The sequence below is a fragment of the Acidovorax sp. LjRoot204 genome, assembly GCF_056175785.1.
The window spans coordinates 1-26,339 of the sequence record NZ_JBGFFF010000066.1; the positions used below are offsets into that span (position 1 = coordinate 1).

Below are 26,339 nucleotides of genomic sequence, written 5' to 3' on the forward strand. Positions count from 1 at the left end.
CCATGCCCTTGAGCCGGTGCGCGGCAGCGGCCACATCGTCGTAGGTGGGTGGGGTCAGGCTGGGCAGCGTCATGGTGGCGGCATCCTTGTGGGCAGGGCTGGAAGACGGCCAAACCCCTTAAGGCCTGATGATAGCCCTTTGCCTCGCCATTTCAAGCAAAAGGGCTTGCAAGCGCTAGTGCTGCATGCCTGGGCAGCTATACATTTTGATGTGGCACATGCCCGTGCGCGCACCGCAATCCGGGCCGCATGGCGCGGCCCGGCGGCGCTCAGCCCAGCTCGCTGAACCGTTGCAATGGTGTGAGCGCCGGGAACTCGCCCGCGCGTTTTTGCTTCATGGCCGTGACCGATTCGCGCACATGCTGGTTGCTCCAGATGGCGCCCTGCAGCCAGCCCATCTGGCGCAGGCTGTCTTCCACGCTGTGGTCGCGCGCGTAGTTCACGGCCTGCTTGGTGCCCCAGATGGCCACCGGGGGTTTGGACGCGATCTCCTTGGCGCACTGCAGCGCGGCAGCCAGCATGGCCTCTTGCGTGTCGAACACCTCGTTGACCAGGCCATAGTCCAGGGCCTTGGCGGCGCTCAGGCGCCGGCCGGTGTAGGCCAGTTCTTTGACCACACCCAGCGGAATGAGCTTGGGCAGGCGCTGCAGCGTGCCCACGTCGGCCACCATGCCGATGTTGATCTCCTGGATGCAGAAGAACGCATCCTGCGTGGCGTAGCGGATGCAGCCTGCGGTGACCATGTCCACCGCGCCGCCGATGCAGCCGCCGTGGATGGCCATGATCACCGGGATACGCAGGTTGTCGATGCGTGTGAAGGTGGCCTGCATGTCGGTCAGCAGGTCGAAGATGGCGGCCCGGCCTTCGGGGCTCTGGTCGTCCATCGTGATGGCGCCGCCAAAGGTCTCCAGCGCCATCCCGGCGCTGAAATGTTTGCCGGTGCTGCTGATGACCAGCGCCCGCGCCTCGCCCGCCTGGTGCAGCTGGGCCAGCACCGTGTCCAGCTCGCGCCAGAAGGTGGGATGCATGGTGTTCATGGCCTCGGGTTTGTTCAGAACCAGATGGGCCACGTGGTCAGTGATGCTGAGGGAAAAGCAGGTGAGGGTGTTCATGGGATGCCACTGTAGACCGGTGGGCGCAGGCCCGATCGTCGCCTGGGTGACTGGGCGTGATTTCAGGCCATTTTGGCTGCATGCGCTAGTGCATCATGCCTGGGTTGCTATCAAAAAGAGAGTTATTGGGGCTGGCGTTGTGCCGCCAGTGGGGTCGGTGGACCAGGCACTCAGTCCCCGCCGCCACCACAACCGCCGCCGTCGCCCCCGCCATCCCCGCCGCCGTCACTGCCTGCATCCGAACTCTCGGCGCCGCCAAAGTCGCCCGAGCTGCCGCTGTAGCTGCCGTCCGAAAAACTGGTGCCGCAGTAGCTGTCGCCGCCGCTGCCGCCCGCGTCGCTCTTGCGGGCAATGTCGGAGCAGTCGGGCACGTAGGTGAAGCCCCCGGCAATGGCGAACTTGGCGTCCAGTGCAAACAGCAGGGGCAGGCGGCTGGGCGCCTTGGGGTCGATGGATTCTTCCTTGCACACCCAGTACCAGCAGCGGCGCAGTCCGTCGTTGTGGCGCGCCTTGTGGCCCAGCGCCTCGGCGGGTGTGTGGTGCAAAAAGAAACCCAGTGCGTTCTGGCACCACAGTTTGTACGCCTGCGTGTGCAGGATGAATTCATGCCACAGCGCATCGACCGCCTTTGAGGGCATGGCCACAAACTGCTGGTTGCTGCGCAGGCAGGCCATGAAGAACTGGCGAAGGCCGCGTTCCACCAGCTCACAGTCGCGGGTGCTCAGGTGGGGGTAGGTTTCGCGCAGCTTGCGCTGCAGAAAGCGGGGCAGGGGAGCCTCGCGGATGTAGCGCTGGCGCACTGCGTTGGTCCACTGGATCACCAGCGCCGTGAATATCACGGTGGCCATGAAGTACAGGACCCAGGGCCAGCGCAGGCGCCAGGCGCCTGCAAAGATCCCGAGGATGGCTGCCACCCACACCCCAATGGCCAGCAGCATGACCTTGCCGCCCCAGCGCAGCAGAACGTTTTCGATCCGTGTCATCATCCCTCCTTCTTTTTGTTGTTGTGTATGGCGATTTCACGGCGGTCATGTGACTGATTTGTGACGAATTGCGCAGTGTCGCCAAACAGTCACAGGCGCCTGGGGGTGCGCTTTGGCAGGGGAGGCAAGCCGCCAGGGGTGCTGGCGTGTTGTGGCGCCGGTCTGGGACACCTGGCGCCGTATCACTGAGGTCAGCGGCGCTTGCTGCCGCCGCCAAAGATGCCGCCGAGCACGCCCCGCAAAATCTCCTTGCCGATCGTGGTGCCCATGGTGCGCACGGCGGACTTGGCCATGGTCTGCGCCAGGCCGTCGCGTTTGCCGCCGCGCGGCCCGGTGCTGCCAAACAGCACGTCGTTCAACCCACCCAGCAGGCCGCCGCCTTCTTCGGCGGGCGCACCGGTGGCCACCTTGCCGTTGCCTCCGCCGGCTGCGTTACCCGCCTGCCCGCCGGCTTCGGCGGCGCGGCCCTTGAGTTTTTCGTAGGCCGAYTCGCGGTCCACCACCTTTTCATACACACCCGCGACCAGAGAACTGGCCATCAGGGCCTGGCGCTGCTGCGGGGTGATGGGGCCCAACTGGCTGCCGGGAGGCAATACAAACACGCGCTCGGTGACGCTGGGGCGGCCCTTGGCGTCCAGAAAGCTCACCAGCGCCTCGCCCACGGCCAGCTCGGTGATGGCGGTTTCGATGTCCAGGCCCGGCTTTTGCCGCATGGTGGTGGCCGTGGCCTTCACGGCCTTTTGGTCACGCGGGGTGAAGGCGCGCAGCGCGTGCTGCACGCGGTTGCCCAGCTGGGCCAGCACGCTGTCGGGGATGTCCAGAGGGTTCTGCGTGACGAAATACACGCCCACGCCCTTGGAGCGCACCAGTCGCACCACCAGCTCGATGCGCTCGATGAGCACCTTGGGCGCCTCGTTGAACAGCAGGTGGGCCTCGTCGAAGAAGAACACCAGCTTGGGCTGCTCTGGGTCGCCGATCTCAGGCAGCTGCTCGAACAGCTCGGACAGCATCCACAAGAGGAAGGTGGCATACAGGCGCGGCGARTTCATGAGCTTGTCGGCCGCCAGGATRTTGACCACGCCSTKGCCGYCCACCGTCTGCATGAAGTCSKSGATGTTGAGCATGGGCTCGCCAAAGAACTGCGTGCCGCCTTGCTGCTCGATCTGCAGCAGGCCGCGCTGGATGGCGCCCACGCTGGCGGCACTCACGTTGCCGTACTCGGTGGTGAAGTCCTTGGCGTTGTCGCCCACRTAYTGCAGCATGGCGCGCAGGTCCTTCAGGTCSAGCAGCAGCAKGCCGTTGTCGTCKGCGATCTTGAACACCAGGTTSAGYACGCCSRSCTGSGTYTCGTTCASGTYGAGCATGCGGCCCAGCAGCAGSGGSCCCATGTCSGASACSGTGGCGCGCACCGGGTGGCCYTGTTCGCCRAACACRTCCCACAGSGTGRYGGGGCAGGCCAGGGGCTTGGGCAGGTCCAGGCCCCGCTCCTTGAGCACGGCGGCCAGCTTGTCTCCGATCTTGCCGGGCTGGCTGGCGCCCGTGAGGTCGCCCTTCACGTCGGCCATGAATACTGGCACACCGATGCGGGAGAAGTTTTCCGCCAGGGTCTGCAGGGTGACGGTCTTGCCCGTGCCGGTGGCGCCGGTGATGAGCCCGTGGCGGTTGGCCAGGCCGGGAAGCAGGTGGCATTCAATCGTGTCGTGCTTGGCAATCAGCAGGGGTTCGGCCATTTCGGGTTTCCTCGGGGGTACGGGTTCGGCAAAAAGTAAAATCCACCGACTAGATTAAATCAATACAAAAGGACTTCTCGTGGCAGGACACAGTAAATGGGCGAATATCCAGCACCGCAAAGGGCGCCAGGATGAAAAACGCGGCAAGATCTGGACCCGCATCATTCGTGAAATCACTGTGGCCGCCCGCGCCGGTGGCGGTGACCTGTCAGCCAACCCCCGCCTGCGCCTGGCGGTGGACAAGGCCAAGGCGGCCAACATGCCCGCCGACCGCATCAAGTACAACATCGACAAGGCCACGGGCAACGCCGAAGGCCTGACCTACGAAGAAATCCGCTACGAAGGCTACGGCATTGGTGGCGCCGCCATCATGATCGACACCATGACCGACAACCGCGTGCGCACCGTKGCCGAAGTGCGCCACGCSTTCWSCAARCACGGYGGCAACATGGGCACCGAAGGCTCGGTGGYSTTCCAGTTCAAGCACTGCGGCCAGMTSATYTTYGCSCCMGGCACCARYGAAGACAAGGTGATGGAAGTGGCGCTGGAGGCGGGCGCTGAAGACGTGGTGACCGACGAAGACGGCGCGGTGGAGGTGCTGACCGCCCCAGCCGACTTTGAAGCGGTGAAGAACGCGCTGGAGGCCGCAGGCCTGACGGCCGAAGTGGCGGGCGTGACCATGCGGCCTGAAAACACCATCGAACTGACCGGCGAAGACGCCGCCAAGATGCAGAAGCTGCTGGATGTGCTGGAAGACCTGGACGACACCCAGGAGGTCTATCACAACGCGGCGCTGTGACTCTGCGCCAGTGGGGCACCGCTTTTTTCTTGCCCTGACTTGTTTTCCGACTGATATTTCCCCGAGTCCCGCCCAACAGCGCAGCGCTGTGGGCAGGGTTCACCAAAGGTTCCTATGAAAGTACTTGTGATTGGTGGCGGCGGCCGTGAACACGCGATGGCGTGGAAACTGAGCCAGTCCCCCAAGGTGACCAAGGTGTTTGTGGCACCCGGCAACGGTGGCACGGCCCTGAACCCCAAGCTCGAAAACGTGGCGATCTCCGATGTGCGCGAACTGCGCGCGTGGGCCCAGGCCGAAAAGATCGCGCTGACGGTGGTGGGCCCCGAGGCTCCACTGGCCGCTGGTGTGGTCGATGAGTTCCGCGCCAACGGCCTGCGCATCTTCGGCCCCACCAAGGCGGCTGCCCAGCTCGAAAGCTCCAAGGCCTTCTCTAAGGCCTTCATGCGCCGCCATGGCATCCCCACGGCCGACTACGACACCTTTACCGACCCGGCAGCCGCCCACGCGTTTGTGGACCGGCTGGGTGCACCCATCGTCATCAAGGCCGACGGCCTGGCAGCGGGCAAGGGCGTGGTCGTGGCCATGACGCTGCAGGAGGCTCACGACGCCGTGGACTTCATGCTGGTGGACAACAAATACGGTGTGACGCACAACGAAGGCGGCGCGCGCGTGGTGATCGAGGAATTCCTCGAAGGCGAGGAAGCCAGTTTCATCGTGCTGTGCGACGGCAAGAACGTGTTGGCCCTGGCCACCAGCCAGGACCACAAGCGCCTCAAAGACGGCGACGAAGGCCCCAACACCGGCGGCATGGGTGCGTATTCGCCCGCCCCCGTGGTCACGGCCGAKGTGCATGCSCGCGCRATGCGYGAAATCATCCTGCCSACCATCCGGGGCATGGAAAAGGACGGCATTCCCTACACCGGCTTCCTGTATGCCGGCCTGATGATCGACGCCAAGGGCCAGCCCAAGACGCTCGAATTCAACTGCCGCATGGGCGACCCCGAGACGCAGCCCATCTTGATGCGCCTGAAGAGTGACTTCAGCGACGTGATGGCCGCTGCCGCCGACGGCAAGCTCGACCAGATGGAACTGCAATGGGACCGCCGCACCGCGCTGGGCGTGGTCATGGCCGCCCATGGCTACCCGGAGAACCCGCGCAAGGGTGACCCCATCACTGGCCTGCCTGCTGAGGCGGACGATGCCGTGGTGTTCCATGCGGGCACGCAGCTGAAGGATGGTGTGGTCAGCGTGACCGGTGGCAGGGTGTTGTGTGTGACGGTGCTGGCCGACAGCGTCAAGCAGGCGCAGCAACGTGCGTATGACGTGGCACGCGGCATCCAGTTTGATGGCGCGCAGTACCGCCGCGATATTGGCTTCCGTGCCCTGAAGAGCTGATGGCAGACGCTCAGACCTTGAACTCCGCCGACACGGTGACCCGTGTGCGCGCTTACCTAGTGGGCCTGCAGGCGCGCATCACCGATGCGCTGGAAGCCGTGGAAGCCGCTGAAGGCGAGGGCGGCGCACGCTTTCTGGCCGATGCCTGGAGCAAGCCACCCGGCGAGCCGCTGCAGGGTGACGGCATCACCAAGATCATGGAGGGCGGCCGCGTGTTCGAGCGCGCGGGTTGCGGCTTCAGTCATGTGCGCGGCCCGCAGCTGCCACCTTCGGCCACGCAGCACCGGCCCGAGCTGGCGGGTGCGCCGTTCGAGGCCATGGGCGTGTCGCTGGTGTTCCACCCGCGCAACCCGTATGTGCCCACGGTGCACATGAACGTGCGCATGATCGCCGCCGGCCACCCCGGTCAGGCGCCCACCTGCTGGTTTGGCGGCGGCATGGACCTCACGCCTTACTACGGGTTTGAAGAGGATGCGGTGCACTTTCACCGCACCTGCCGCGATGCGCTCAGCGCCTTTGGCGACGACAAGTACCGCCGCTTCAAGCAATGGTGCGACGAGTACTTTTATCTCAAGCATCGCAGCGAGCAGCGCGGCGTGGGCGGCGTGTTCTATGACGATTTCTCGGAGCTGGGCTTTGAACAAAGCCTGGCGATGACGCAGTCGGTGGGCGACGCCTTTCTGGGCGCCTACCTGCCCATCGTGGAAAAGCGCCAGAACACGCCCTTTGGCGAGCGCGAACGCGACTTCCAGCTTTATCGCCGGGGCCGCTATGTCGAGTTCAACTTGGTCTGGGACCGGGGCACGCACTTTGGCCTGCAGTCGGGCGGGCGAACTGAGTCCATTTTGCTGTCCATGCCGCCGCTTGTGTCGTGGTCTTACCAGCGCTCTGACCCAGCCGATTCGGCCGAAGCCGACCTCACGCAGCGTTTTCTGGTGCGGCGCGACTGGCTGGCTGGCGAGTCCGCTGCAGCGGTGTAAAAGCCTTGAAAAGCGCAAAAGCTATAATTTCAATAGCTGCCCGCGCTTTTCACACCAGCGCAAGAGGCCAAAAGCACCTCAAACTCACGCAGTGCCACCGCGCAACAGCTGCGCAACACCCAAGGCGCAGCCCTACTGGTTGCGCGCTGCGTTGCACGCTATATTGATTCCATTTCCTCTCTAATCACCGCCTGATGACCACCTCCACCAAATCGGAAACCGCCGCCAAAAAAGACGTTACCAAGCTCCAGCGCGCCATCGTTGATGGCCTGGAGGACGTCAAGGCGCAAGACATCCAGGTCTTCAACACCGAGCATCTCTCGCCGCTGTTTGAACGGGTGATCGTGGCATCGGGCACCTCCAACCGCCAGACCAAGGCCCTGGCGGCCAGCGTGCGCGACGCGGTCAAGGAAGCAGGTTTTTCCAAGCCTCGGATCGAAGGCGAAGACAATGGCGAATGGATCATCGTGGACTGCGGCGCTGCCGTGGCGCACATCATGCAGCCGGCCATACGCCAGTATTACCGCCTGGAAGAGCTGTGGGGCGACACCCCCGTGCGCCTGAAGCTGGGTGCGGCCAAGCCCGTGTCCAGTGCTGCCACCGAATTGGCTGAGAAGAAGTCTGCCCAGAAGGCTGCCAAGTCGGACGCCAAGGCTGCAGGCAAGTCGCCCGCCAAGAAGGCTGCGGCCTCCACCGTAGCCGCCCGTTCGGGCAAGGCCACCGTCAAGGCGGTCGCCAAGACCGCTGCAAAGACTGCAGCCAAAGCAGCACCCAAGCCGGCTGCAAAAACTGCGGCCAAGGCGGCACCTGCCAAATCAGCTGCCAAGACCAGCGCGGCCAAGCCTGTCAGCAAGACCACCACTGGCGCAGTCGCCGCCAAGAAGCCTGCCGCAGCCAAGACCTCTGTCAAGACGGTGGTGGTCAAGCCCGGTGGCGCCAAGAAGCCTGCAGCCAAAAAGTCGCCAGCTGCCAAGTCGCCTGCGCGTGCGGCAGCCAAGCCCGCCACCGCATCTGGCTCCAAGCCTGCGGCCAAGAAGGCACCTGCACGCAGCAAGGGCTGATCTGTTTCCGCTGCAGCGCGCTCTATCCCTTGCGCGCTGCGCAGGCTGCTCTCCCACGTATCCAGGTTGATCCATGAAGCTGCTGATAGTGGCGGTCGGTCAGCGGGTCCCCGACTGGGCGCAAACCGCGTACGACGACTACGCCAAACGTTTTCCGCCGGAGCTCAAGGTCGAGCTCAAGGCGGTCAAGACCGAGCCGCGTGGCTCCAAGACCTTGGAGACGCTCTACGCCGCCGAGCGCGAGCGCATCGAAGCCGCCATTCCGCGTGGCACGCGCGTGGTGGCGCTGGACGAGCGCGGTACCAACCTCACCACCAAGGCCCTGGCAGAACGGCTCAAAGGCTGGCAGTTGGGCGGTGACGATGTGGCCCTGGTCATCGGTGGCCCCGATGGGCTGGACCCCGCCTTTCGGCAATCTGCGCACGAGCGCATCCGTCTGTCCGACCTCACCCTGCCGCACGCCATGGTGCGGGTGCTGCTCATCGAGCAGCTGTACCGCGCCTGGTCGGTGAATGCTGGGCATCCTTACCACCGTGAATGAAGCAGACCCTTTGCGCTGATGGTCCGTGCTACTCCTGTTTTCATAGCTGCTAGCGCTTGATGAATAAGCGCATGGGATCTCCTGTATCACTCCCTGCGGTCTGTGATAGCACGGCCTCGGGCAGTCCGCTGCGTTGCTTTTCTTGCCAATAGCGGGGCTATTGGCTGCAAAAAGACGCCTTGCGGTCTGTCCCGATCCGCACTACCACCGACTTGCGAGAGTGATGCATGACATCCCTAGCCGATTTTTGTTCAAAATCCGTTCATGCCCGACTTCATCTACCTTGCCTCCCAGAGCCCGCGCCGGCGCCAGTTGCTCGAACAGCTGGGCGTGCGCCATGAACTGCTGCTGCCCAATGTGGAGGGCGACGAGCCCGAGGACGCCGAGGCCATCGAGATGGTGCTGCCTGGCGAAGCGCCCACGGCCTATGTAGAGCGCGTGACAGCCCTCAAGCTCGACGCGGCCGTGGCACGGCGTGCGCGGCGCCAGCTGCCTGATGCGCCCATCCTGTGCTCCGACACCACTGTGGCCCTGGGCCGCACCATCTACGGCAAGCCCGACGACGCCGCGCTCGCCGCGCGCATGCTGGCCGAGTTGGCGGGGCACGAGCACCGCGTGCTGACCGCTGTGGCGCTGCAGGTGGGCGCCAAGCGGTTGACGGCCCTGTCGGTGTCGCGCGTGACCTTCGCCGCCATGACACCCGCGCAGATCGATGCGTACGTGGCCACGGGCGAGCCGCTGGGCAAGGCGGGCGCCTATGGCATCCAAGGCCGGGCGGCGGCGTATGTGGAGCACCTGGCGGGCAGCTATTCGGGCATCATGGGTCTTCCCATGTACGAGACCGCGCAGCTGCTGCGCGCAGCGGGCTTTGCCATCTAAGCGACGCCAACCAAAGACAACAACAACGCCATGCAACAAGACATCCTGATCAACTGGTCGCCCCAGGAAACCCGCGTGGCCGTGGTGGAGCACGGCGCCGTGCAGGAGCTGCACATTGAGCGCACGCTGGAGCGCGGTTTGGTGGGCAATGTCTATCTGGGCAAGGTCTCGCGCGTGCTGCCCGGCATGCAGTCGGCTTTCATCGACATCGGGCTGGAGCGTGCAGCATTTCTGCACGTGGCCGATGTGTGGCAGCGCCAGCCCGATGGCGAGCCACCCGCATTTGCCCGCAAGAACGAGCCGCAGGTGCCGATTGAAAAGCAGGTGTTCGAGGGGCAGGCGCTGATGGTGCAGGTCATCAAGGACCCGATTGGCACCAAAGGCGCACGACTGTCCACGCAGATCAGTGTGGCCGGGCGCCTGCTGGTGTTTCTGCCGCAGGACGACCATGTGGGCGTGTCGCAGAAGATTCCGCCTGCCGAGCGCGATGCGCTGCGCGCGCGACTGCAGGCGCTGGTGGGCGACAAGTCCACGGGCGGTGGCGGCGGCTTCATCCTGCGCACCAACGGCGAAGATTCCACCGATGCCGAGCTGGCCGAAGACATCGCCTACCTGCGCAAGACCTGGGCGCGCATCAAGGAGGCATCGCTCAAGCTGCCCGCCATGTCGCTGTTGCACCAGGACCTGGACCTGCTGCAGCGCGTGCTGCGCGATCTGGTGGGCGACCACACGCAGACCATCCGCCTGGATTCGATGGAGCAGTTCCAGCGCCTGCGCGCGTTCGGGCAGGAGTTCATGCCCGCAGCCGCGGGCAAGCTGCAGCACTACAAGGGCGAGCGGCCGATYTTYGACCTGTACTCCATTGACGAAGAGGTGGCCAAGGCCCTGGGCCGCCGGGTCGATTTGAAATCGGGCGGCTACCTCATCGTGGACCAGACCGAGGCGCTGACCACCATCGACGTGAACACCGGCGGCTACGTGGGTGCTCGCAATTTTGACGACACCATCTTCAAGACCAACCTGGAGGCTGCACAGGCCATTGCGCGCCAGCTGCGTCTGCGCAACCTGGGCGGCATCATCATCGTSGACTTCATCGACATGGTGCGGGACGACCACCAGCAGGCCGTGCTGTCGGAGTTCAAAAAGCAGCTGGCCCGCGACAGGGTCAAGACCATGTCATCTGGCACCTTCTCGCAACTGGGTCTGGTGGAGATGACGCGCAAGCGCACCCGCGAATCACTGGCACACATGCTGTGCGAGCCCTGCGAGGTGTGCCAGGGCAAGGGCAGCGTCAAAACCGCKCGCAGCGTGTGCTACGACATACTGCGCGAGATCCTGCGCGAAGCCCGCCAGTTCAACCCGCGTGAGTTCCGCGTCGTGGCGTCCGCGCGGGTGGTGGAGCTGTTCCTGGACGAAGAAAGCCAACACCTGGCCGGCCTCTCGGACTTCATCAAAAAGCCCATATCGCTGCAGGCCGAAAGCGCAATGGGACAGGAACAGTACGACATCGTGCTGCTGTAGCAGCAGCGTTGATCGACCGCGCGCTCAGAGGCTGAGAGTTTTTTAGCCAAGCCCGAAAGGCGCGCGAAAACGCCTCGGATCGAGGCGCAAAGCACAGCCATAGCTCGGGCTATGGCGAGCATTTGCAACGAAGAGCCGGGGCGTTTTGGCGTGCAAGGCGGGCATGGATAGAAGACTCTTAGCCTCTCAGGCCTCTATTTGCATCGCAGGGCGCGCCTGCACCCGCGCCAGCCAGGCCTGCACATGCGGGTGTGCATTGACGGGTGCACCCAGGTACACGCTGTAGCCCAGCACCGAGCCCACCACCAGATCCACCAGCGAATAGTCCGCGCCCAGCATCCAGGGCTGGGCGGCCAGGCGGGCATCCAGCAGRGTGAGCAGATCGTTCAGCCCCGCTGTGGCTGCCCGTGCATGGGCAGGGCTGCGCAGCGCCTCTTCGCCCTGCGTGGCCAACTGCAGGCGCACCAGCACCGTGCCATAGGTCACGTACGCCCAGGTGCACCACGACAGCGCCTGCAGCGCCTCGGGCGTGCCGGCGGCAGGCCACAGGCCACGCTCGATGCCGTAGCGGTGGCCCAGCCACAGGTGGATGGCCAGGGCCTCGAACATGGGCGCACCGTCCACCGTCAGCGTGGGGACCTTGCCGTTGGGGTTCAGGGCTAGATATTCGGGGCGGCGCTGCTCGCCGGTGCGGATGTCGATCTTCACGCGCTCGTGGGGCACGCCCAGCTCGGTGAGTGCGCAGGCAATCGGGGTGGCGCTGGACATGGGGTGCCAGTAAAGGACGATGGACATGGAAAACTCCTTGGTCGTGGTGGAAGAAAAGGTGGAGTCACTGTAAGAACCATTGCGGACAATTTCAGTCCTCGATTCAACGTACAGTGGCGGCATGCTCAGTTCTTCCACACGCCTGTTGCGCCTGCTGTCCCTGCTGCAAACCCGCAGCCACTGGATGGGCCCCGAGCTGGCCGAGCGGCTGGAAGTGCATCCGCGCACGCTGCGGCGCGACATCGACCGCCTGCGCCAGCTGGGCTACCCGGTGYAGGCCAGCAGTGGCGTGGCGGGCGGCTATGCCTTTCGCGCGGGGCAGGCGTTGCCCCCGTTGCTGCTCGACGATGAAGAAGCCCTGGCTGTATCTATTGCGCTGCGCACCGCCACTGCGGGAGCCGTGGGCGGCATTGAAGAGCCCGCCTTGCGCGCCTTGGTGAAACTGGAGCAGGCCATGCCCCTGCGGCTGCGTGAACAGGTGGACGCGTTGCGCTCCACCATCCTGCCGCTGGACCGTACCGGGCCGGTGGTGGAGGCCACGTTGCTGGCCACGCTGGCATCGGCCTGCCGCGACCAGTTGCGGCTTGGCTTCTCGTACGAAGACGGCAAGGGGCGCGCTACCCAGCGCTCGGTGGAGCCACAGGGCGTGGTGCACACCGGCATGCGCTGGTACCTGGTGGCGTGGGACTGCGACCGTGGCGACTGGCGCACCTTTCGCATCGACCGCATGGTGGCAAAGCCCGAAGTCGGCGCGCATTTCTCGCCGCGCCCCGGGCCGGACGGCGGCGACCTCAAGGCGTACGTGTCCCGCTCCATCACCGCAGCGCCGCACCCCGACCAGGCGCGGGTGGTGCTGCATGCCCCTTATGCAGAAATGGCGCGGCGCATTCCGCAGTCGGCCGGTGTGGTCACAACGCTGGCCAACGGGCAGCAGTGCCAGCTGGCATGCGCCGCCAGCGATGCCCTGGTGTTCTGGCTCATGGCGCTGGACGTGGAGTTTGAGGTGCTGGCGCCCGCGTCGCTGCAGGAGCGGCTGCGCGTGGCGGGGGAGCGTGCGTTGCGTTGCACTGGCGCGCGCAGTTCGTGAGTTGGCGTCAGGGTACGAACCGGTACCCGATACCCGCCTCAGTCCGCAAGTGCCGGGGCATGGAGGCGTTGTCCTCCACCTTCTTGCGCAGGTTGGCCATGTGCACGCGCACGTAGTGCGTGTCTTCTGCATGGCCTGGGCCCCACACGGCTTTGAGCAATTGGGCGTGGGTGATGACGCGGTCGGGCTGGGAGGCCAGGTAGGTGAGCAGCTTGTATTCGATGGGCGTGAGGTGCAGGGCCTCGCTGCCATCGCCTTCGCCATTGCTTTGTGTGCGGCGCTCCACCGTACGGCGGGCAAGGTCCACGGTGATGGCGCCGAACTGAATGACGGGTGTGGCTTCGGCGCCGGATGTCCTTTGGCTACGCCRCAGCTGGGCGCGCACGCGGGCCATCAGCTCGCCCGAGCCAAAGGGCTTGACGAGGTAGTCGTCGGCGCCGGCATCCAGCGCCGCGATCTTGCTGGCTTCGGCGCTGCGGGCCGAGAGCACGATGATGGGCATGGCCGACCAGGTGCGCAGGTCGCGGATCAAGTCCACGCCATCGCCGTCCGGCAGGCCCAGGTCCAGCACCACCAGGTCGGGGCGGCGGGTGCCGGCTTCGATCAGGCCGCGCTGCAGGGTGGCGGCCTCGTGCACGGTGTGGCCTTCGGTCTCCAGCGTCAGGCGCACAAAGCGGCGGATATCGGCTTCGTCTTCAACGATGAGGATGTGCGTGGGCAGGTCGGTCATGGCATGGCATGGATGCAAGGGTGTCAGGCGTCGGCGTCATCGCCCAGGTCGGTGGGCGGTGTGCCGCGTGGCAGCAGCAGCGTAAAGCGCGCCCCGGCAGCCTGGCCTTGAGCGTTCAAGATCGTATCGCCCCGGATGCTGCCACCATGCGCCTGAACGATGGCGCGGCAAATCGCCAGCCCCAGGCCCACACCGGGCGTCGCGCTCTCGCGGGCGCCGCGCTCGAACTTTTCAAACAGCAACTCTTCGCGGCCTTTGGGCAGGCCCGGACCTTCGTCGGTGAGGGTCAGTGCCACCGCGTCGCTTTGGGGCTGCGCGCTGATGTGGATGGTGGTGTCTGCGGGTGTGTACTTGGYGGCGTTYTCSAKCAGGTTGACCAGCACGCGCTCSATCAGCACGGCATCGATCTGCAGCAATGGCAGGTCGTCGGGCAGAGTCACTTCGACCCGGTGCGCCGCGATGGCCGGGGCGCTGGCGGCCAGGGCGCTGCCCACCACTTCTTCCAGCGGCTGCCAGGCCTTGTTGAGCTGCACGGCCCCAGCCTCCAGGCGGGCCATGTCCAGCAGGTTGTTGACCAGTGCGCTCATGCGCTGGGCGGATTGCTGGATCGCGCCGGTCAGCTCTTGTTGATGGGCAGGCAGGGGCGGCTGCACCATGGCCAGTGATTCGGCCAGGCCGACCAGTGAGGCCAGCGGGGTGCGCAGGTCGTGCGAGATGGCCGAGAGCAGCGAGTTGCGCAGCCGCTCGGACTCGATCTGCACCGTGCTCTTTTGTGCCACGTCGATGTAGTGGATGCGTTCCAGCGAGATGGCCAGCAACGAGGCGCAGGTCTGCAGCAGGCGGCGCGGTTCCACCCCAGGCACCTCTCCTTGGGGCATGGCCACCACCAGCACGCCACGGATGCGCATGGGCGCCTTGAGCGGCAGCACCAGCGTGGGGCTGGAGTGCAAGGTGTCGGTGCCCCGGCCTGCGGGCTCGCCGCGCTCGAATGCCCATTGCGCCACGGCCATGTCCACGGGGGCGGTGCCTCCGGGCAGCACCTGCAGGCGGTTGTCATCGTCGGCCACCACCAGCGTGCTGCCTGCGCTGAACTCGCCCGTGATAAAGCGTGCGCCAATCTCGGCCACCTGCTCGGGCAGCAGGGCGGCAGACAGGTCACGCGCCATGTCGTACAGGCTGCGCACGCGGTGTTCGCGGTCGGTGGCGGCCTCGGCCTGCACCTTGAGCCCGGCGGTGAGCTGGCCCACCACCAGGGCCACCACCAGCATCACCGCAAAGGTGACGACGTACTGCGCGTCGCTCACCGCAAAGTTGAAGCGGGGCGGCACAAAGAAGAAGTCAAAAAACCCCACGCCCAGGAACGCCGCCATGATGGCCGGGCCGCGACCAAAGCGCAGCGCCACCCCCACCACCACCAGCAAAAACAGCATGACGATGTTGGTCAGCTCCAGCACGTTGGCCAGCGGTGTGGCAATGACGGCGGCAATGCAGCAGGCCAGGGCGGCGGCGATGTAGCCGGGCCAGAATGCAGCGCGGGGGGCTGCGGTGCTGGTGCGGGGGGCTTTCCGGTCTGTGGCGGCGTCCCGGCCAGGCAGTGTGCCCACCTGCAACAGGTCCAGGTCGCTGGCACTTTGTCCGATCTGCTCGGCCAGCGTGGCCTGCCACGGCCAGCGCCGGGTGCTGCGCCCCATGACCACACGCACCAGGTTGTGTTCGCGCGCATAGCGCACCAGGGCCTGGGCGGGCTGGGCTGCGGGCAGCACGGCGCAGGCGGCGGCGCCCAGTTGCTGCGCGATCTTCAGCGTGCGCTCCACCTGCGGGTGCAGGGTGGCCGACTGGCCTTGCTGCTCGGGCGTTTCCACATGCACGGCGTGCCACGGCAGGTCGAGCTGGGCGGCCAGGCGGGCGCAGCTGCGCACCACCTTTTCGGCGTTGTCGCCCGTGCCCACGCAGGCCAACAGGGCCTCGCGGTTGGGCCACACGGCCTCGGCGCTGGTGCTGCTGGCGCGGCGGTAGGCGCGCATTTCGTCGTCCACGCGGTCGGCGGTGCGGCGCAGGGCCAGCTCACGCAGGGCCAGCAAGTTGCCTTTGCGAAAGAAGTTGGCAGCGGCACGCTCTGCCTGCTGGGGCAGGTAGACCTTGCCGGCTTTCAGGCGCGCCAGCAGCTCGTCGGGCGGCAGGTCGACCACCACCACTTCGTCAGCAGCGTCAAAAAACTGGTCGGGCACCGTCTCCCACACGCGGATGCCGGTGATGCCGCTGACGATGTCGTTCAGGCTCTCCAGGTGCTGCACGTTCATGGTGGACCACACGTCGATGCCTGCGGCCAGCAGCTCTTCGGCGTCTTGCCAGCGTTTGGGGTGGCGCGATCCGGCCACATTGCTGTGGGCCAGCTCGTCCAGCAGCACCAGGCCCTCGGGGTTCGCAGCGCCCCAGGCCAGGGCGGCGTCCAGGTCAAACTCGGGCAGGGTGCGGTCTTTGTAGGGCAGGGCGCGCAGCGGCAGGCGCGGCAGGTGTGCGGTCAGCGCCTCGGTGTCGGTGCGGCCATGCGTTTCGACCACGCCGATGGTGACGGGCAGGCCCTGCGCCTGCGCCGCCCGGGCGGCGGACAGCATGGCAAAGGTCTTGCCCACCCCGGCGCAGGCGCCAAAAAACACCTTGAGCCGCCCGCGCTGCTGCTGGGCCTGCTCTTGCTGGATGCGCTGCAGCAGCGCGTCGGGGTCGGGGCGATCCTGCATGGGCACAGTGTATCCACCAATTTGATGTCGAATAGGCCTCAAGCGCTAATATCAATTGAGCTGATAGCTATTTATTTGATAGCGAATCGAGTGCCAGATTCAAGGCCAGAACGTTCACACGCGGCTCGCCCAGCAGGCCCAGCAAGGGGGTGTCGGTGTGCTGCTGCACCAAGGCTTGCACTTRTCCCACGGGCAGGCCCCTGGCACGGGCCACGCGTTCGCTCTGGTAGGCGGCGGCTGCCGGGCTGATGTGTGGGTCCAGCCCGCTGGCCGACGCGGTGACCAGGTCGACGGGCACGGGGCGGGTGTTGCCCGGGTCGGCGGCACGCAGGGCTTCAATGCGGGCTTTGACCGCTTCGGCTAGCGCCGGGTTGGTGGGGCCCAGATTGGAGCCACCCGAGGCCGATGCGTTGTAGGGCATGGGCGCTGTGGCCGATGGGCGGCCCCAGAAGTGGCCAGGCTCGGTGAACGACTGGCCGATCAGCTCGGAGCCCACTGCCTTGCCACCCTGGGTGATGAGGCTGCCGTTGGCCTGGTGCGGGAAGGCCGTTTGTGCGACACCGGTCACGGCCAGCGGGTAGAGCAGGCCGGTGACGATGGACAGCACGACGAACAGCGTGAGGGCAGGGCGCAGCAGGCCGCCTGGGCTGGCGGGCACGTCGTCGCGGGGGATACGGATAGGCATACGATTTTCCTTGTCAGTGATTCGGGGAGCAGTGTTTAGRAATGGGAAGAGCTCAGGTCAGACCTGCGGCCGCCAGCACCATGTCAATCAACTTGATGCCAATGAACGGCACCACCATGCCCCCCAGCCCATAAATAGCCAGGTTGCGGCGCAGCAGCGCGGCGGCACCCACTGCGCGGTAAGCCACGCCCTTCAAGGCCAGCGGGATCAAAAAGATGATGATCAGAGCGTTGAACACCACGGCAGACAGGATGGCCGAGGAGGGGCTGGCCAGGTGCATGAAGTTCAGCGCCGACAGCTGCGGGTAGGTGGTGACGAAGGCCGCAGGGATGATGGCGAAGTACTTGGCGATGTCGTTGGCAATGCTGAAGGTGGTAAGCGAGCCGCGCGTCATCAGCATCTGCTTGCCGGTCTCCACGATCTCGATGAGCTTGGTGGGGTTGCTGTCCAGGTCTACCATGTTGCCCGCCTCCTTGGCGGCCTGGGTGCCGGTGTTCATGGCCACTGCCACGTCGGCCTGGGCCAGGGCGGGCGCATCGTTGGTGCCGTCGCCGGTCATGGCCACCAGCTGGCCATTGGCCTGGTAGCTGCGGATGAGCTGCAGCTTGGCCTCGGGTGTGGCCTCGGCCAGAAAGTCGTCSACACCSGCCTCGGCCGCAATCGCGGCGGCCGTCAGGCGGTTGTCGCCCGTCACCATCACGGTCTTGATGCCCATGCGGCGCAGCTCGGCAAAACGCTCCTTGATGCCGCCCTTGACAACGTCTTTGAGCTCCACCACGCCCAGCACATGGGCACCATCGGCCACCACCAGCGGGGTGCTGCCACGGCGCGATACATCGTCCACTGCGGTCTGTACGGCGGTGGGGAAGCGCCCGCCCAGGGCTTCCACATGCTTGCGGATGGCGTCGGCCGCGCCCTTGCGCAGCAGGCGGGCGCCGGGCAGGTCCACACCACTCATGCGGGTTTGCGCCGTGAACGGCACAAACACCGCCTGCAGGCTGGAGAGGTCACGCTCGCGCAGGTTGAACTTCTGCTTGGCCAGCACCACGATGCTGCGGCCTTCGGGGGTTTCGTCGGCCAGCGATGCGAGCTGGGCGGCATCGGCCAATGCGGCATCGGTCACCCCGGGCGCAGACACGAACTGGCTGGCTTGCCGGTTGCCCAGGGTGATGGTGCCGGTCTTGTCCAGCAGCAGCACGTCCACATCGCCCGCAGCCTCCACCGCGCGGCCCGAGGTGGCGATCACATTGGCCTGCATCATGCGGCTCATGCCCGCCACGCCAATGGCGCTGAGCAAGCCTGCAATGGTGGTGGGGATCAGGCACACCAGCAGGGCCACCAGCACCACCAGGCTCACAGGCTCGCCCGCGCCGCTGGCTTGCACGCTGAACAGCGAGAACGGCAGCAGCGTAACCACCACGCCCAGGAACACGATGGTAAGCGCCACCAGCAGGATGGTCAGGGCGATCTCGTTGGGGGTCTTGTGGCGCTTGGCGTTCTCCACCATGGCGATCATGCGGTCGACAAAGGTCTCGCCAGGGTTCACGGCCACGCGCACCACGATCCAGTCGGACAGCACACGGGTGCCGCCGGTCACGGCCGAGAAGTCGCCGCCGGATTCACGGATCACCGGGGCCGATTCGCCCGTGATGGCACTTTCGTCCACCGACGCCACCCCGTCGATCACCTCGCCGTCGGCGGGAATGGTGTCACCGGCTTCCACCAGCACCACGTCGCCCTTGCGCAGGTGGGCGGCCTCCAGCGGCAGCCAGGTCATGGCCGTGCGTGGGGTGGTGCGGTCAAACTGGCCGTCCAGCTTTTTGGCCCAGGTCTGCTTTTTGAGGCCGCGCAGCGAGGCCGCCTGGGCCTTGCTGCGGCCTTCGGCCATGGCCTCGGCAAAGTTGGCAAACAGCACAGTGAACCACAGCCACAGCGCCACGGCAGCGGTGAAGCCCTCGGGCTTGCTGGCGGCCAGCGCGGTGGTGAAGGCGCTGCCCACGTACACCACAAACATCACCGGGTTGCGCCATTGCACGCGCGGGTCCAGCTTCTTGAAAGCCTCCAGCAGCGCGGGGCGTACCAGGGCGGGGTCGAACAGGGTCAATGTTTTGCGAGTCATCACAATCTCCCAGCCATTTCTTAACGGGGTGTGAGCACGAGATGCTCTACCACCGGGCCCAGCGCGAGGGCGGGCACATAGTTCAGCAAGCCCACCAGCAGCACCACGCCCGCCAGCAGCGCCACAAACAGCGGGCCGTGGGTGGGCAAGGTGCCATCGGTGGCGGTAGCGCGCTTCTTGGCGGCGAGGGACCCGGCCATGGCCAGCACCGGTACGATCACGCCAAAGCGGCCCAGCCACATGGCCACGGCCAGCAGCACGTTGTAGAAGGGGGTGTTGGCCGACAGGCCTGCGAAGGCGCTGCCGTTGTTGTTGGCGGCAGAAGACAGCGCGTACAGCACCTGGCTGAAGCCGTGTGCGCCGGGGTTGGAGAGGCCTGCGCGGCCTGCCTCGCTCATCACCGCCACGGCGGTACCTAGCAATACGAGCAACGGCGTGACTAGGATGGCGATGGAGACGAGCTTCATCTCATGCGTCTCGATCTTCTTGCCCAGGTACTCGGGTGTGCGGCCAATCATCAGCCCGGCGATGAACACGGCCATGATGGCGAACACCAGCATGCCGTACAGGCCCGAGCCGACACCGCCAAACACCACCTCGCCCAKCTGCATCAGCGCCATGGGCACCATGCCGCCSAGGGGTGTGAAGCTGTCATGCATCGCAATCACCGCGCCGCAGCTGGCCGCCGTGGTGATGACGGCGAACAGGGCCGAGGTGGCGATGCCAAAGCGCGTTTCCTTGCCTTCCATATTGCCGCCTGCCTGCAGGGCGCTGGCGGCCTGGTCCACACCCAGCGATGAAAGCAGCGGGTTGCCCTGCTGCTCGAAGGCGGTGGCTGCTACTACTGCGACCACGAAGAGCAGACTCATCGTTGCCAGAATCGTCCAGCCCTGGCGCTCATCGCCCACCATGCGGCCAAACACCAGGCACAGCGCGGCGGGGATCAGGAAGATCGCCAGCATCTGCAACAGGTTGCTCGCGGCCGAGGGGTTCTCGAACGGGTGSGCCGAGTTGGCGTTGAAGAAGCCGCCRCCGTTGGTGCCCAGCATCTTGATGGCCAACTGCGAGGCCACGGGGCCCATGGCCAGCGTCTGGGTGGTTTGTGTGGCGGGCTCGGTGACCGGAGCGCCTTGTGCGTCGAGCACGGGATGGCCTGCGCTATCGAGCTTGGGGGCGTCGTAGTGCACGGGCTCCAGCGTCTGTACCTCGGTATAGGACGACAGGTTCTGAATCACCCCTTGGCCTGCAAACACCACGGCCAACACCAGCGACAGGGGCAGCAGCACCCATAGCGTGGCGCGGGTCAGGTCGGCCCACACATTGCCGATGGATTGTGCAGAGTGCCTTGCAAAACCACGCACCAGCGCAATGGCGACCACCWGGCCCGTGGCGGCAGACAGAAAGTTCTGCACCGTCAGCGCCAGCATCTGCGTGAGGTAGCTCATGGTGCTCTCGCCACCATAGCCTTGCCAGTTGGTGTTGGTGACAAAGCTGACGGCCGTGTTGAAGGCCGAGTCCGGCGACACGGCAGCCATGCCTTGCGGGTTGAGGGGCAACACCGCCTGCCAGCGCTGCAGCGCATACACGGCCAGCACGCCCAGGCCGTTGAACACCAGCAGGCCCAGCGCGTAGCGCAGCCAGCCAGTTTCTTCGTTGGGCCGCACGCCAGCCAGTTTGAACAGCGGCCCCTCCAGCCGCCGCCCTAAGGTAAAGCGGCCTGCCATCACGGTATCAATCCAACGCGCCAGCGGCCATGCCAGCGCCAGCAGCAGTGCGATAAACACTGCCAATTGCAGCCAGGCACCGGTGCTCATGAAAAGTCCTCCGGCCGCAGCAGCACGGCGATCAGGTACACCAAAAGCGCAGCGGCGAGCACGGCCGCCAGAATCATCCAGCCGCTGGTCATGACCGCCCCCCTTGTGCTTGGCGTTGCAGCAGCGCGCAACCCTTGGCCAAGCCATAGACGGCCAGCCAGAGCAGGCCTCCCACCGCCATCAATATCCAGTCCATAGCGTCCTCCTTGAGACATGGACCGATGCTAGGAACGGCCGCATCAAGATGGGCGCAAGAGTGCGGTGTGGGGTATCAAGATCGCATCAAGATGCGCGGGCGCCAGGCTTGGTTGGCAGAAAGATGTATGGCAATTTGCTATTGAATTTATAGCTATACGCGCATGATATTCAAGCGCTACAGACCATTTCTATTCAAAGTTTTGCCCTGTAGCGCGGGTTTGCCGGTTCTCGCACTGGTTGCGGGCGTCAGCACGCTCGGCAGGTGTGGCGCCCCTTGAGGTCTGTCCCTTCTTCCAACGGGTCATTAGAGAACGCTCACATTGGCCTGCAGCAAAAGCGCTCGCAAGCTGCGATCATCCCCACCCTGCATCACGCTTCTGTTCTCCATGACCCAGGCCACACCGCTCCGCCCCAGCGCTTCCAATCCGCTCGATTCCCTCGTCCCCCTGCTGTTTGTGGCGCTCTGGAGCACCGGATTTATCGGCGCCAAGCTGGGGCTGCCGTATGTGGAGCCGCTGACCTTTCTGGCGCTGCGGTTTGCCATCGTCATCGTGCTCATGCTCGCGGTTGTCGCCGTGGCGCGTGCGCCGTGGCCTCCTTCGGGCAGGGCCTGGCTGCACATCGGGGTGTCGGGCTTGCTGGTGCACGGTGTGTACCTGGGCGGGGTGTTCATGGCCATCGGGCACGGGCTGCCGTCGGGCATTACAGCGCTGGTGGTGGGCTTGCAGCCGCTGCTGACAGCCCTGGTGGCCGGGGCTTTGCTGGGCGAGAAGGTGCGGTCAGCCCAATGGGCGGGCCTGGCCCTGGGCTTCACCGGCGTGGCGCTGGTAGTGGCCGGCAAGGTGGCTACCGTGCCGGCGAGTGCTTTGCTGGGCATGCTGCTGCCGGCGGTGGTCGCGCTGCTGGGCATCACGGCGGGCACGCTGTACCAGAAGCGGTTTTGCCCCTCGTTCGACTTGCGCACGGGCTCGGTCATTCAGTACCTGCCCTGTGCGGTGGCCATGGCCGCCGTCGCCTACGCCACCGAATCCATGGCCATATCGTGGACCGGCGAGTTTGTGTTTGCGCTGGGCTGGCTGGTGCTTGTGCTCTCACTGGGGGCCGTGAGCCTGTTGAACCTGCTCATCCGCCGGGGCGGCGCGGTCAATGTGGCCAGCCTGTTCTACCTGACCCCGCCCACCACAGCGCTGATCGCCTGGGCGATGTTTGGCGAGACGCTCAGCGGCTGGGCGCTGGCGGGGATGGCGCTGGCGGCTGCGGGGGTGTGGCTGGCGCGGCAGACGAAGTAAGAGCCCTGGAGGGCCCTGCGGATCACAGCTTGCGCAGCCGCTCCAGCGCYGCCCGCAGCGTCTCATCCTTCTTGGCGAAGCAGAACCGCACCACACGCTGGTCAAACCCGTCGCCATAAAACGCCGACAACGGAATCGCCGCCACGCCCACCTCGCGGGTGAGCCACTGGCAGAAATCAGCCTCGTTCAAATCACTGATCGCCGAGATGTCCACGCACTGGAAGTAGCTGCCCGTGCTGGGCAGCAGCTTGAAGCGCGAGCCTGCCAAGCCCTCGCGGAACAGGTCGCGCTTGGCCTGGTAGAACGCGGGCAGCTGCAGGTAGGGCGTGGGGTCTTGCAGGTAGGCGGCCAGGCCGTGCTGCACGGGGGTGTTGACGGTGAACACATTGAACTGGTGCACCTTGCGGAACTCGGCCGTCAGTGCGGCAGGGGCGGCCACGGTGCCGACCTTCCAGCCGGTGACATGGAAGGTCTTGCCAAAGCTCGACACGATGAAGGCACGCGCGGCGAGGCCGGGAAAACGCGCGGCGCTCTGGTGCTCGACACCGTCGAACACCATGTGTTCGTACACCTCGTCGCTAATGARCAGGATGTCGGTGGGGGCGAGCAGGTCTTCCAGCTGGCGCATTTCCTCGGCCGTCCAGATGGTGGCGCTGGGGTTGTGCGGGCTGTTGACGAGGATGGCGCGGGTGCGGGGCGTGATGGCCGCGCTGATCTTGGCAAAGTCAGGGCGGAAGGTGCCGGGCGTGAGCGGTACGCGTACGGCCTTGCCACCGGCCAGCTCGATGTTCGGCACGTAGCTGTCGTAGCACGGGTCGAGCACGATCACCTCGTCACCCGCGTGCACGATGGCCAGGATGGCGGTGATGATGGCCTGCGTGGCACCGGCGGTGATGGTGATTTCGGTGTTGGGGTTGTAGGCGCGGCCATGCAGTGCCTCGATCTTGCGGGCCACGGCTTCGCGCAGGGCGGGCACACCGGTCATTGGCGGGTACTGGTTGTGGCCGGCTTGCATGGCGGCGGTGACGGCGTTCACCAGCTCGGGCGCGCATTCAAAGTCAGGAAAGCCCTGGCCCAGGTTCACCGCCTTGTGTTCGGTGGCCAGCGCCGACATCACGGTGAAGATGGTGGTGCCGACGTTGGGCAGCTTGCTGGGGAAGGCGGGTGTGCGGGCGGTGGTGGAGGTCATGGCGCAGCAGCTTGGAAAACGGGGGAATTCTGGAAGGGTTCAGGGTGCTTCTCGGGCTGAACGGAGGTCACAGCTCGTAGTCGTTGACATGGCCCGTCATCGCACGGGCAATCAGCTCGCGGCTCAGGCGGTCGCTGAGCAGCTCGGCAAACTTGWAGACRAAGTTGCGCAGGTAGGCGCYGCGCTTGAAGGCCACGCGGGCCACGCTCTGGCCGAACAGGTGTCCCACGGGGCGCACGGCCAGGTCGCCCACCGGGTCGTCGCGCAYSGCCATCTCGGCCACGATGCCSAYGCCCAGGCCCAGGCGCACRTAGGTCTTGATCACGTCAGAGTCGATGGCTTCGAGCACGATGCGGGGCGTGAGCTTGCGCGCTGCGAAGGCGTGGTCGATCTTGCCGCGCCCGGTGAAGGAGGGGTGGTAGGTGATCAGCGCTTCGTGCGCGAGGTCGTCCAGACCGATGCGTTCCTTTTGCGCCAGAGGGTGGTCGTTGGGCACCACCAGCACGTGCTGCCATTCGTAGCAGGGCAGGGTGACGAGTTCGGGGTAGTCGGCCAGGGATTCGGTGGCCATGCCGATCTCGGCCACCTCGTCGATGATCATGCGGGCCACTTCGTGCGGCGTGGCCTGGTGCAGGCTCACGTTGACCTTGGGGTAGGCCTCGCGCAGGCGGGCCACAGGCACCGGCAGCACRTAGCGCGCCTGGGTGTGGGTGGTGGCGATGCTGAGGGTTCCGCTGTCTTGCGCGCTGAACTGCTCGCCAATGCGCTTSAGGTTRCCSACCTCGCGCATGATSAMTTCGATGCTTTTGAGCACATGCTGGCCGGGCTCGGTGATGCGCTTGAGGCGTTTGCCGTGTCGGGCGAAGATGTCCACGCCCAGTTCTTCTTCCAGCTCGATGATGGCTTTGGAGACGCCTGGCTGCGAGGTATGCAGGGCCTTGGCGGCCTCGGTCAGGTTGAGGTTGCGGCGCGCAGCCTCTTGAACGAAGCGGAATTGGTGCAGATTCATATCGAATATCGCCTAAAGGATTGCATCATTATGCTGCAATCGTCTAAGCGAATGAACCGCATCCCAGAAATTTCAGAGCGGCGGGCTTTCGCAGGCGATCTCTGCCATCAAGGCCGTCATGCGTGGATCCTCCCCGATGGCGGCCTGGACGTGGAATTGCACGGCGGGGTGGGTGGTGCGCAGCTCCTGCACCAGCAGAGGCAAATCCTCCCGGGCGTGTTTGCCGGTGCCCAGAAACATCGGAACCACTGTGACGGCGGTGGCCCCATCGGCCACCAATTGCCGGACGGCGTCCGGCAGGGCCGGTTCACACAGTTCCAGGTAGGCGCAGATGGCTCGGCGGCCCGGACTTTGGGACGCAATGCGTGTTGCGACTGCCTCCATGGGGGCGCGCCACAGGGGGTCTCGGGACCCGTGGGCAAACAGGACGATGGCTTGGGTCATGGGGCGGGGCGAGGTCAGGGTGTCAGCGTCTCAGCACCAGCCAGCCAAAGGCCGCCAGCGAGAGCAGGGAGTAGATCAGGCCGGGCGCCGCCGCTGTCAGCCATGGCGACCAGTTTTGCAGGTTGCCCGCATAGCCAAAGACGTTGTTGAGCAGGAAGAAGCTGATGCCCGCCATCACGCCGCCGAACACGTAGCCCGCGATGCCGCCCGAGCGGAAATGCAGGTACGCAAAAGGCAGCGCCAGCACCACCATCACCAGACAGCTCAAGGGGTAGAACACCTTGCGCCAGAACTCGATCTCGTACTTCTGGGCGGACTGGCCGTTGGCGTTCAGGTGCCGAATGAACTGAAAGAGGTCCAGGGTGGCCATGCGGTCGGGCTTGAGCAAAGAGGCTGCCACCATGTCGGCACTGATCTTGGTCGGCCACTGCAGGGAGGGGCTTTCCAGGTGCTCCACGCGGGCCTCGTTCTTGTCGCTTTGCTGTTCAAAGTGACTACGCTGCACCTTCTCCAGGGTCCACGCTCCATCCGAGCCGAACTGCCCTGACGCGGCCCGCGTCTGCGACGCCAGGCGGCCCTTGTCGTCAAACTCGAAGATGCGCACGTCCAGCATGCCGCCATTGGGGGTGAGCGCGCGCACGTTGACGGCAAAGGAGTGGTCTTCCTGCCGCTCTTTGAGCCATGCGCCCGTGGCCCCAGCTGTCAGTCGCCCCAGGTAGCGCACCTTGATGAGCTGGGCGGTGCGGTCCGTCAGGGGGGCCAGGTAGTCACCGACAGCAAAGGTCAGCAGCACGAAGACGCCACCCAGCGTGAGCAGGGTGCGCAGCGCCCGCCAGGGGCCCATGCCGCTGGTGCGCATGATGGTGAACTCCGAGCTTTGGGCCAGGCGGGCCATCACAAAGATGGTGCCGATCAGCACGGTGATGGGCAGCAGTTCATACAGATGGCTGGGAATGCTGAGCACCACAAACAGCAGCGCGTGCGATAGCTGGTAGCCATCCTCCCCCGCACGGCCCACCCAGCGGAGCTCATCCACCAGGTCAAAAAAGAAGAACAGGGCCAGAAAGCCCACAGTGACGAAGGTGACGGCGCCCAGCGCCTCACGGTGGATCAGGCGGCAGATGGTTTTCATGCGGACTGCCCTCCGGTGCGCAGGGACTGCCATAGCCGGCCCATCGTCCATTGGTTGTGTCGGACAGCAAGCACCAGCAGTGAGGCCGTCAGCATGCCGCCGTGCAGCAGCAGCATGAAACTGGTCAGGCCCAGCC

The 26,339-nt window shown here is 65.5% G+C and carries 23 protein-coding genes; 9 read left to right on the forward strand and 14 right to left on the reverse strand.

The window, feature by feature from the left end:
- Positions 1-269: 269 nt before the first annotated feature.
- From AC04MI_RS13185 to AC04MI_RS13195, 3 genes are all read right to left on the reverse strand, one after another.
- Positions 270-1,112, reverse strand: coding sequence for an enoyl-CoA hydratase-related protein (locus AC04MI_RS13185; RefSeq protein WP_056746054.1), 843 nt, complete (start codon positions 1,110-1,112; stop codon positions 270-272).
- A gap of 170 nt (positions 1,113-1,282) precedes the next feature.
- Positions 1,283-2,095, reverse strand: coding sequence for a glycine-rich domain-containing protein (locus AC04MI_RS13190; RefSeq protein WP_288851179.1), 813 nt, complete (start codon positions 2,093-2,095; stop codon positions 1,283-1,285).
- 191 nt (positions 2,096-2,286) lie between these two features.
- Positions 2,287-3,825 (reverse strand): helicase HerA-like domain-containing protein, encoded by a 1,539-nt coding sequence (locus AC04MI_RS13195; protein ID WP_476497950.1) that lies wholly within the window; start codon positions 3,823-3,825, stop codon positions 2,287-2,289.
- Between the two features lie 79 nt (positions 3,826-3,904).
- On the opposite strand from AC04MI_RS13195, the gene AC04MI_RS13200 reads away from it, so the two are divergent.
- The 7 genes from AC04MI_RS13200 to rng all read left to right on the forward strand — a co-directional run bounded on the left by AC04MI_RS13200 (position 3,905) and on the right by rng (position 11,001).
- Positions 3,905-4,624, forward strand: coding sequence for a YebC/PmpR family DNA-binding transcriptional regulator (locus AC04MI_RS13200; RefSeq protein WP_476497951.1), 720 nt, complete (start codon positions 3,905-3,907; stop codon positions 4,622-4,624).
- Positions 4,625-4,738: 114 nt separating this feature from the next.
- The gene (purD, locus tag AC04MI_RS13205; protein WP_476497952.1) at positions 4,739-6,019 is read left to right on the forward strand and encodes a phosphoribosylamine--glycine ligase; all 1,281 of its coding nucleotides are present in this window, start codon (positions 4,739-4,741) and stop codon (positions 6,017-6,019) included.
- Positions 6,019-6,999 (forward strand): oxygen-dependent coproporphyrinogen oxidase, encoded by a 981-nt coding sequence (gene hemF, locus AC04MI_RS13210; RefSeq protein ID WP_436077481.1) that lies wholly within the window; start codon positions 6,019-6,021, stop codon positions 6,997-6,999. The genes purD and hemF overlap by 1 nt, the downstream gene beginning before the upstream one ends.
- Before the next feature lie 194 nt (positions 7,000-7,193).
- On the forward strand, positions 7,194-8,060 hold the full coding sequence (rsfS, locus tag AC04MI_RS13215; protein ID WP_436077480.1) for a ribosome silencing factor: 867 nt from the start codon (positions 7,194-7,196) through the stop codon (positions 8,058-8,060).
- 73 nt (positions 8,061-8,133) lie between these two features.
- Positions 8,134-8,601: a 23S rRNA (pseudouridine(1915)-N(3))-methyltransferase RlmH gene (rlmH, locus tag AC04MI_RS13220; RefSeq protein WP_436077479.1), complete on the forward strand. Its 468-nt coding sequence runs from the start codon at positions 8,134-8,136 to the stop codon at positions 8,599-8,601.
- A gap of 264 nt (positions 8,602-8,865) precedes the next feature.
- The gene (locus tag AC04MI_RS13225) at positions 8,866-9,480 is read left to right on the forward strand and encodes a Maf family protein (RefSeq protein WP_436077478.1); all 615 of its coding nucleotides are present in this window, start codon (positions 8,866-8,868) and stop codon (positions 9,478-9,480) included.
- A 30-nt stretch (positions 9,481-9,510) separates the two neighbouring features.
- The gene (rng, locus tag AC04MI_RS13230; protein WP_436077477.1) at positions 9,511-11,001 is read left to right on the forward strand and encodes a ribonuclease G; all 1,491 of its coding nucleotides are present in this window, start codon (positions 9,511-9,513) and stop codon (positions 10,999-11,001) included.
- Positions 11,002-11,187: 186 nt separating this feature from the next.
- Here rng and AC04MI_RS13235 read toward each other — a convergent pair whose 3' ends face one another.
- Positions 11,188-11,796 carry a glutathione S-transferase family protein gene (locus tag AC04MI_RS13235; RefSeq protein WP_436077476.1) on the reverse strand — a complete coding sequence of 203 codons (609 nt, stop codon included), beginning with the start codon at positions 11,794-11,796 and terminating at the stop codon, positions 11,188-11,190.
- Positions 11,797-11,890: 94 nt separating this feature from the next.
- On the opposite strand from AC04MI_RS13235, the gene AC04MI_RS13240 reads away from it, so the two are divergent.
- Positions 11,891-12,856: a helix-turn-helix transcriptional regulator gene (locus AC04MI_RS13240; RefSeq protein WP_476497953.1), complete on the forward strand. Its 966-nt coding sequence runs from the start codon at positions 11,891-11,893 to the stop codon at positions 12,854-12,856.
- 7 nt (positions 12,857-12,863) lie between these two features.
- On the opposite strand, the gene AC04MI_RS13245 is transcribed toward AC04MI_RS13240, so the two are convergent.
- From AC04MI_RS13245 to kdpF, 6 genes are all read right to left on the reverse strand, one after another.
- Positions 12,864-13,586, reverse strand: a complete 723-nt coding sequence (locus AC04MI_RS13245) for a response regulator (protein WP_476497954.1) — start codon at positions 13,584-13,586, stop codon at positions 12,864-12,866.
- Between the two features lie 23 nt (positions 13,587-13,609).
- Positions 13,610-16,324: a DUF4118 domain-containing protein gene (locus AC04MI_RS13250; RefSeq protein ID WP_476497955.1), complete on the reverse strand. Its 2,715-nt coding sequence runs from the start codon at positions 16,322-16,324 to the stop codon at positions 13,610-13,612.
- A 67-nt stretch (positions 16,325-16,391) separates the two neighbouring features.
- Positions 16,392-17,009 (reverse strand): potassium-transporting ATPase subunit KdpC, encoded by a 618-nt coding sequence (gene kdpC / locus AC04MI_RS13255; RefSeq protein ID WP_476497956.1) that lies wholly within the window; start codon positions 17,007-17,009, stop codon positions 16,392-16,394.
- A gap of 52 nt (positions 17,010-17,061) precedes the next feature.
- Positions 17,062-19,128, reverse strand: coding sequence for a potassium-transporting ATPase subunit KdpB (gene kdpB, locus AC04MI_RS13260; RefSeq protein WP_260667689.1), 2,067 nt, complete (start codon positions 19,126-19,128; stop codon positions 17,062-17,064).
- 20 nt (positions 19,129-19,148) lie between these two features.
- Positions 19,149-20,942, reverse strand: coding sequence for a potassium-transporting ATPase subunit KdpA (gene kdpA, locus AC04MI_RS13265; RefSeq protein ID WP_476497957.1), 1,794 nt, complete (start codon positions 20,940-20,942; stop codon positions 19,149-19,151).
- Entirely contained in the window at positions 20,939-21,034 is a 96-nt protein-coding gene (kdpF, locus tag AC04MI_RS13270) for a K(+)-transporting ATPase subunit F (protein WP_056062349.1), read from the reverse strand. The genes kdpA and kdpF overlap by 4 nt, the downstream gene beginning before the upstream one ends.
- Positions 21,035-21,526: 492 nt before the next feature.
- On the opposite strand from kdpF, the gene AC04MI_RS13275 reads away from it, so the two are divergent.
- Positions 21,527-22,429 carry a DMT family transporter gene (locus AC04MI_RS13275; protein WP_436077471.1) on the forward strand — a complete coding sequence of 301 codons (903 nt, stop codon included), beginning with the start codon at positions 21,527-21,529 and terminating at the stop codon, positions 22,427-22,429.
- A gap of 22 nt (positions 22,430-22,451) precedes the next feature.
- Here AC04MI_RS13275 and AC04MI_RS13280 read toward each other — a convergent pair whose 3' ends face one another.
- The 4 genes from AC04MI_RS13280 to lptG form a co-directional block, all read right to left on the reverse strand.
- On the reverse strand, positions 22,452-23,618 hold the full coding sequence (locus AC04MI_RS13280) for a pyridoxal phosphate-dependent aminotransferase (protein WP_476497958.1): 1,167 nt from the start codon (positions 23,616-23,618) through the stop codon (positions 22,452-22,454).
- Positions 23,619-23,685: 67 nt separating this feature from the next.
- A complete protein-coding gene (locus tag AC04MI_RS13285) occupies positions 23,686-24,627 on the reverse strand; it encodes a CysB family HTH-type transcriptional regulator (RefSeq protein ID WP_476497959.1) in 942 nt (313 codons plus the stop codon).
- Between the two features lie 72 nt (positions 24,628-24,699).
- A complete protein-coding gene (locus AC04MI_RS13290) occupies positions 24,700-25,071 on the reverse strand; it encodes a sirohydrochlorin chelatase (protein WP_395454843.1) in 372 nt (123 codons plus the stop codon).
- A 22-nt stretch (positions 25,072-25,093) separates the two neighbouring features.
- On the reverse strand, positions 25,094-26,203 hold the full coding sequence (lptG, locus tag AC04MI_RS13295) for an LPS export ABC transporter permease LptG (RefSeq protein ID WP_436077470.1): 1,110 nt from the start codon (positions 26,201-26,203) through the stop codon (positions 25,094-25,096).
- Positions 26,204-26,339: the final 136 nt, after the last annotated feature.

Excerpts from the sequence above, each read along its gene's own strand:
- rsfS (WP_436077480.1), top strand. The coding sequence starts at position 7,194 with ATGACCACCTCCACCAAATCGGAAACCGCCGCCAAAAAAGACGTTACC.
- AC04MI_RS13290 (WP_395454843.1), bottom strand. The coding sequence starts at position 25,071 with ATGACCCAAGCCATCGTCCTGTTTGCCCACGGGTCCCGAGACCCCCTG.
- AC04MI_RS13225 (WP_436077478.1), top strand. The coding sequence starts at position 8,866 with ATGCCCGACTTCATCTACCTTGCCTCCCAGAGCCCGCGCCGGCGCCAG.
- AC04MI_RS13185 (WP_056746054.1), bottom strand. The coding sequence starts at position 1,112 with ATGAACACCCTCACCTGCTTTTCCCTCAGCATCACTGACCACGTGGCC.
- AC04MI_RS13275 (WP_436077471.1), top strand. The coding sequence starts at position 21,527 with ATGACCCAGGCCACACCGCTCCGCCCCAGCGCTTCCAATCCGCTCGAT.
- hemF (WP_436077481.1), top strand. The coding sequence starts at position 6,019 with ATGGCAGACGCTCAGACCTTGAACTCCGCCGACACGGTGACCCGTGTG.
- AC04MI_RS13190 (WP_288851179.1), bottom strand. The coding sequence starts at position 2,095 with ATGACACGGATCGAAAACGTTCTGCTGCGCTGGGGCGGCAAGGTCATG.
- lptG (WP_436077470.1), bottom strand. The coding sequence starts at position 26,203 with ATGAAAACCATCTGCCGCCTGATCCACCGTGAGGCGCTGGGCGCCGTC.
- kdpF (WP_056062349.1), bottom strand. The coding sequence starts at position 21,034 with ATGACCAGCGGCTGGATGATTCTGGCGGCCGTGCTCGCCGCTGCGCTT.
- rlmH (WP_436077479.1), top strand. The coding sequence starts at position 8,134 with ATGAAGCTGCTGATAGTGGCGGTCGGTCAGCGGGTCCCCGACTGGGCG.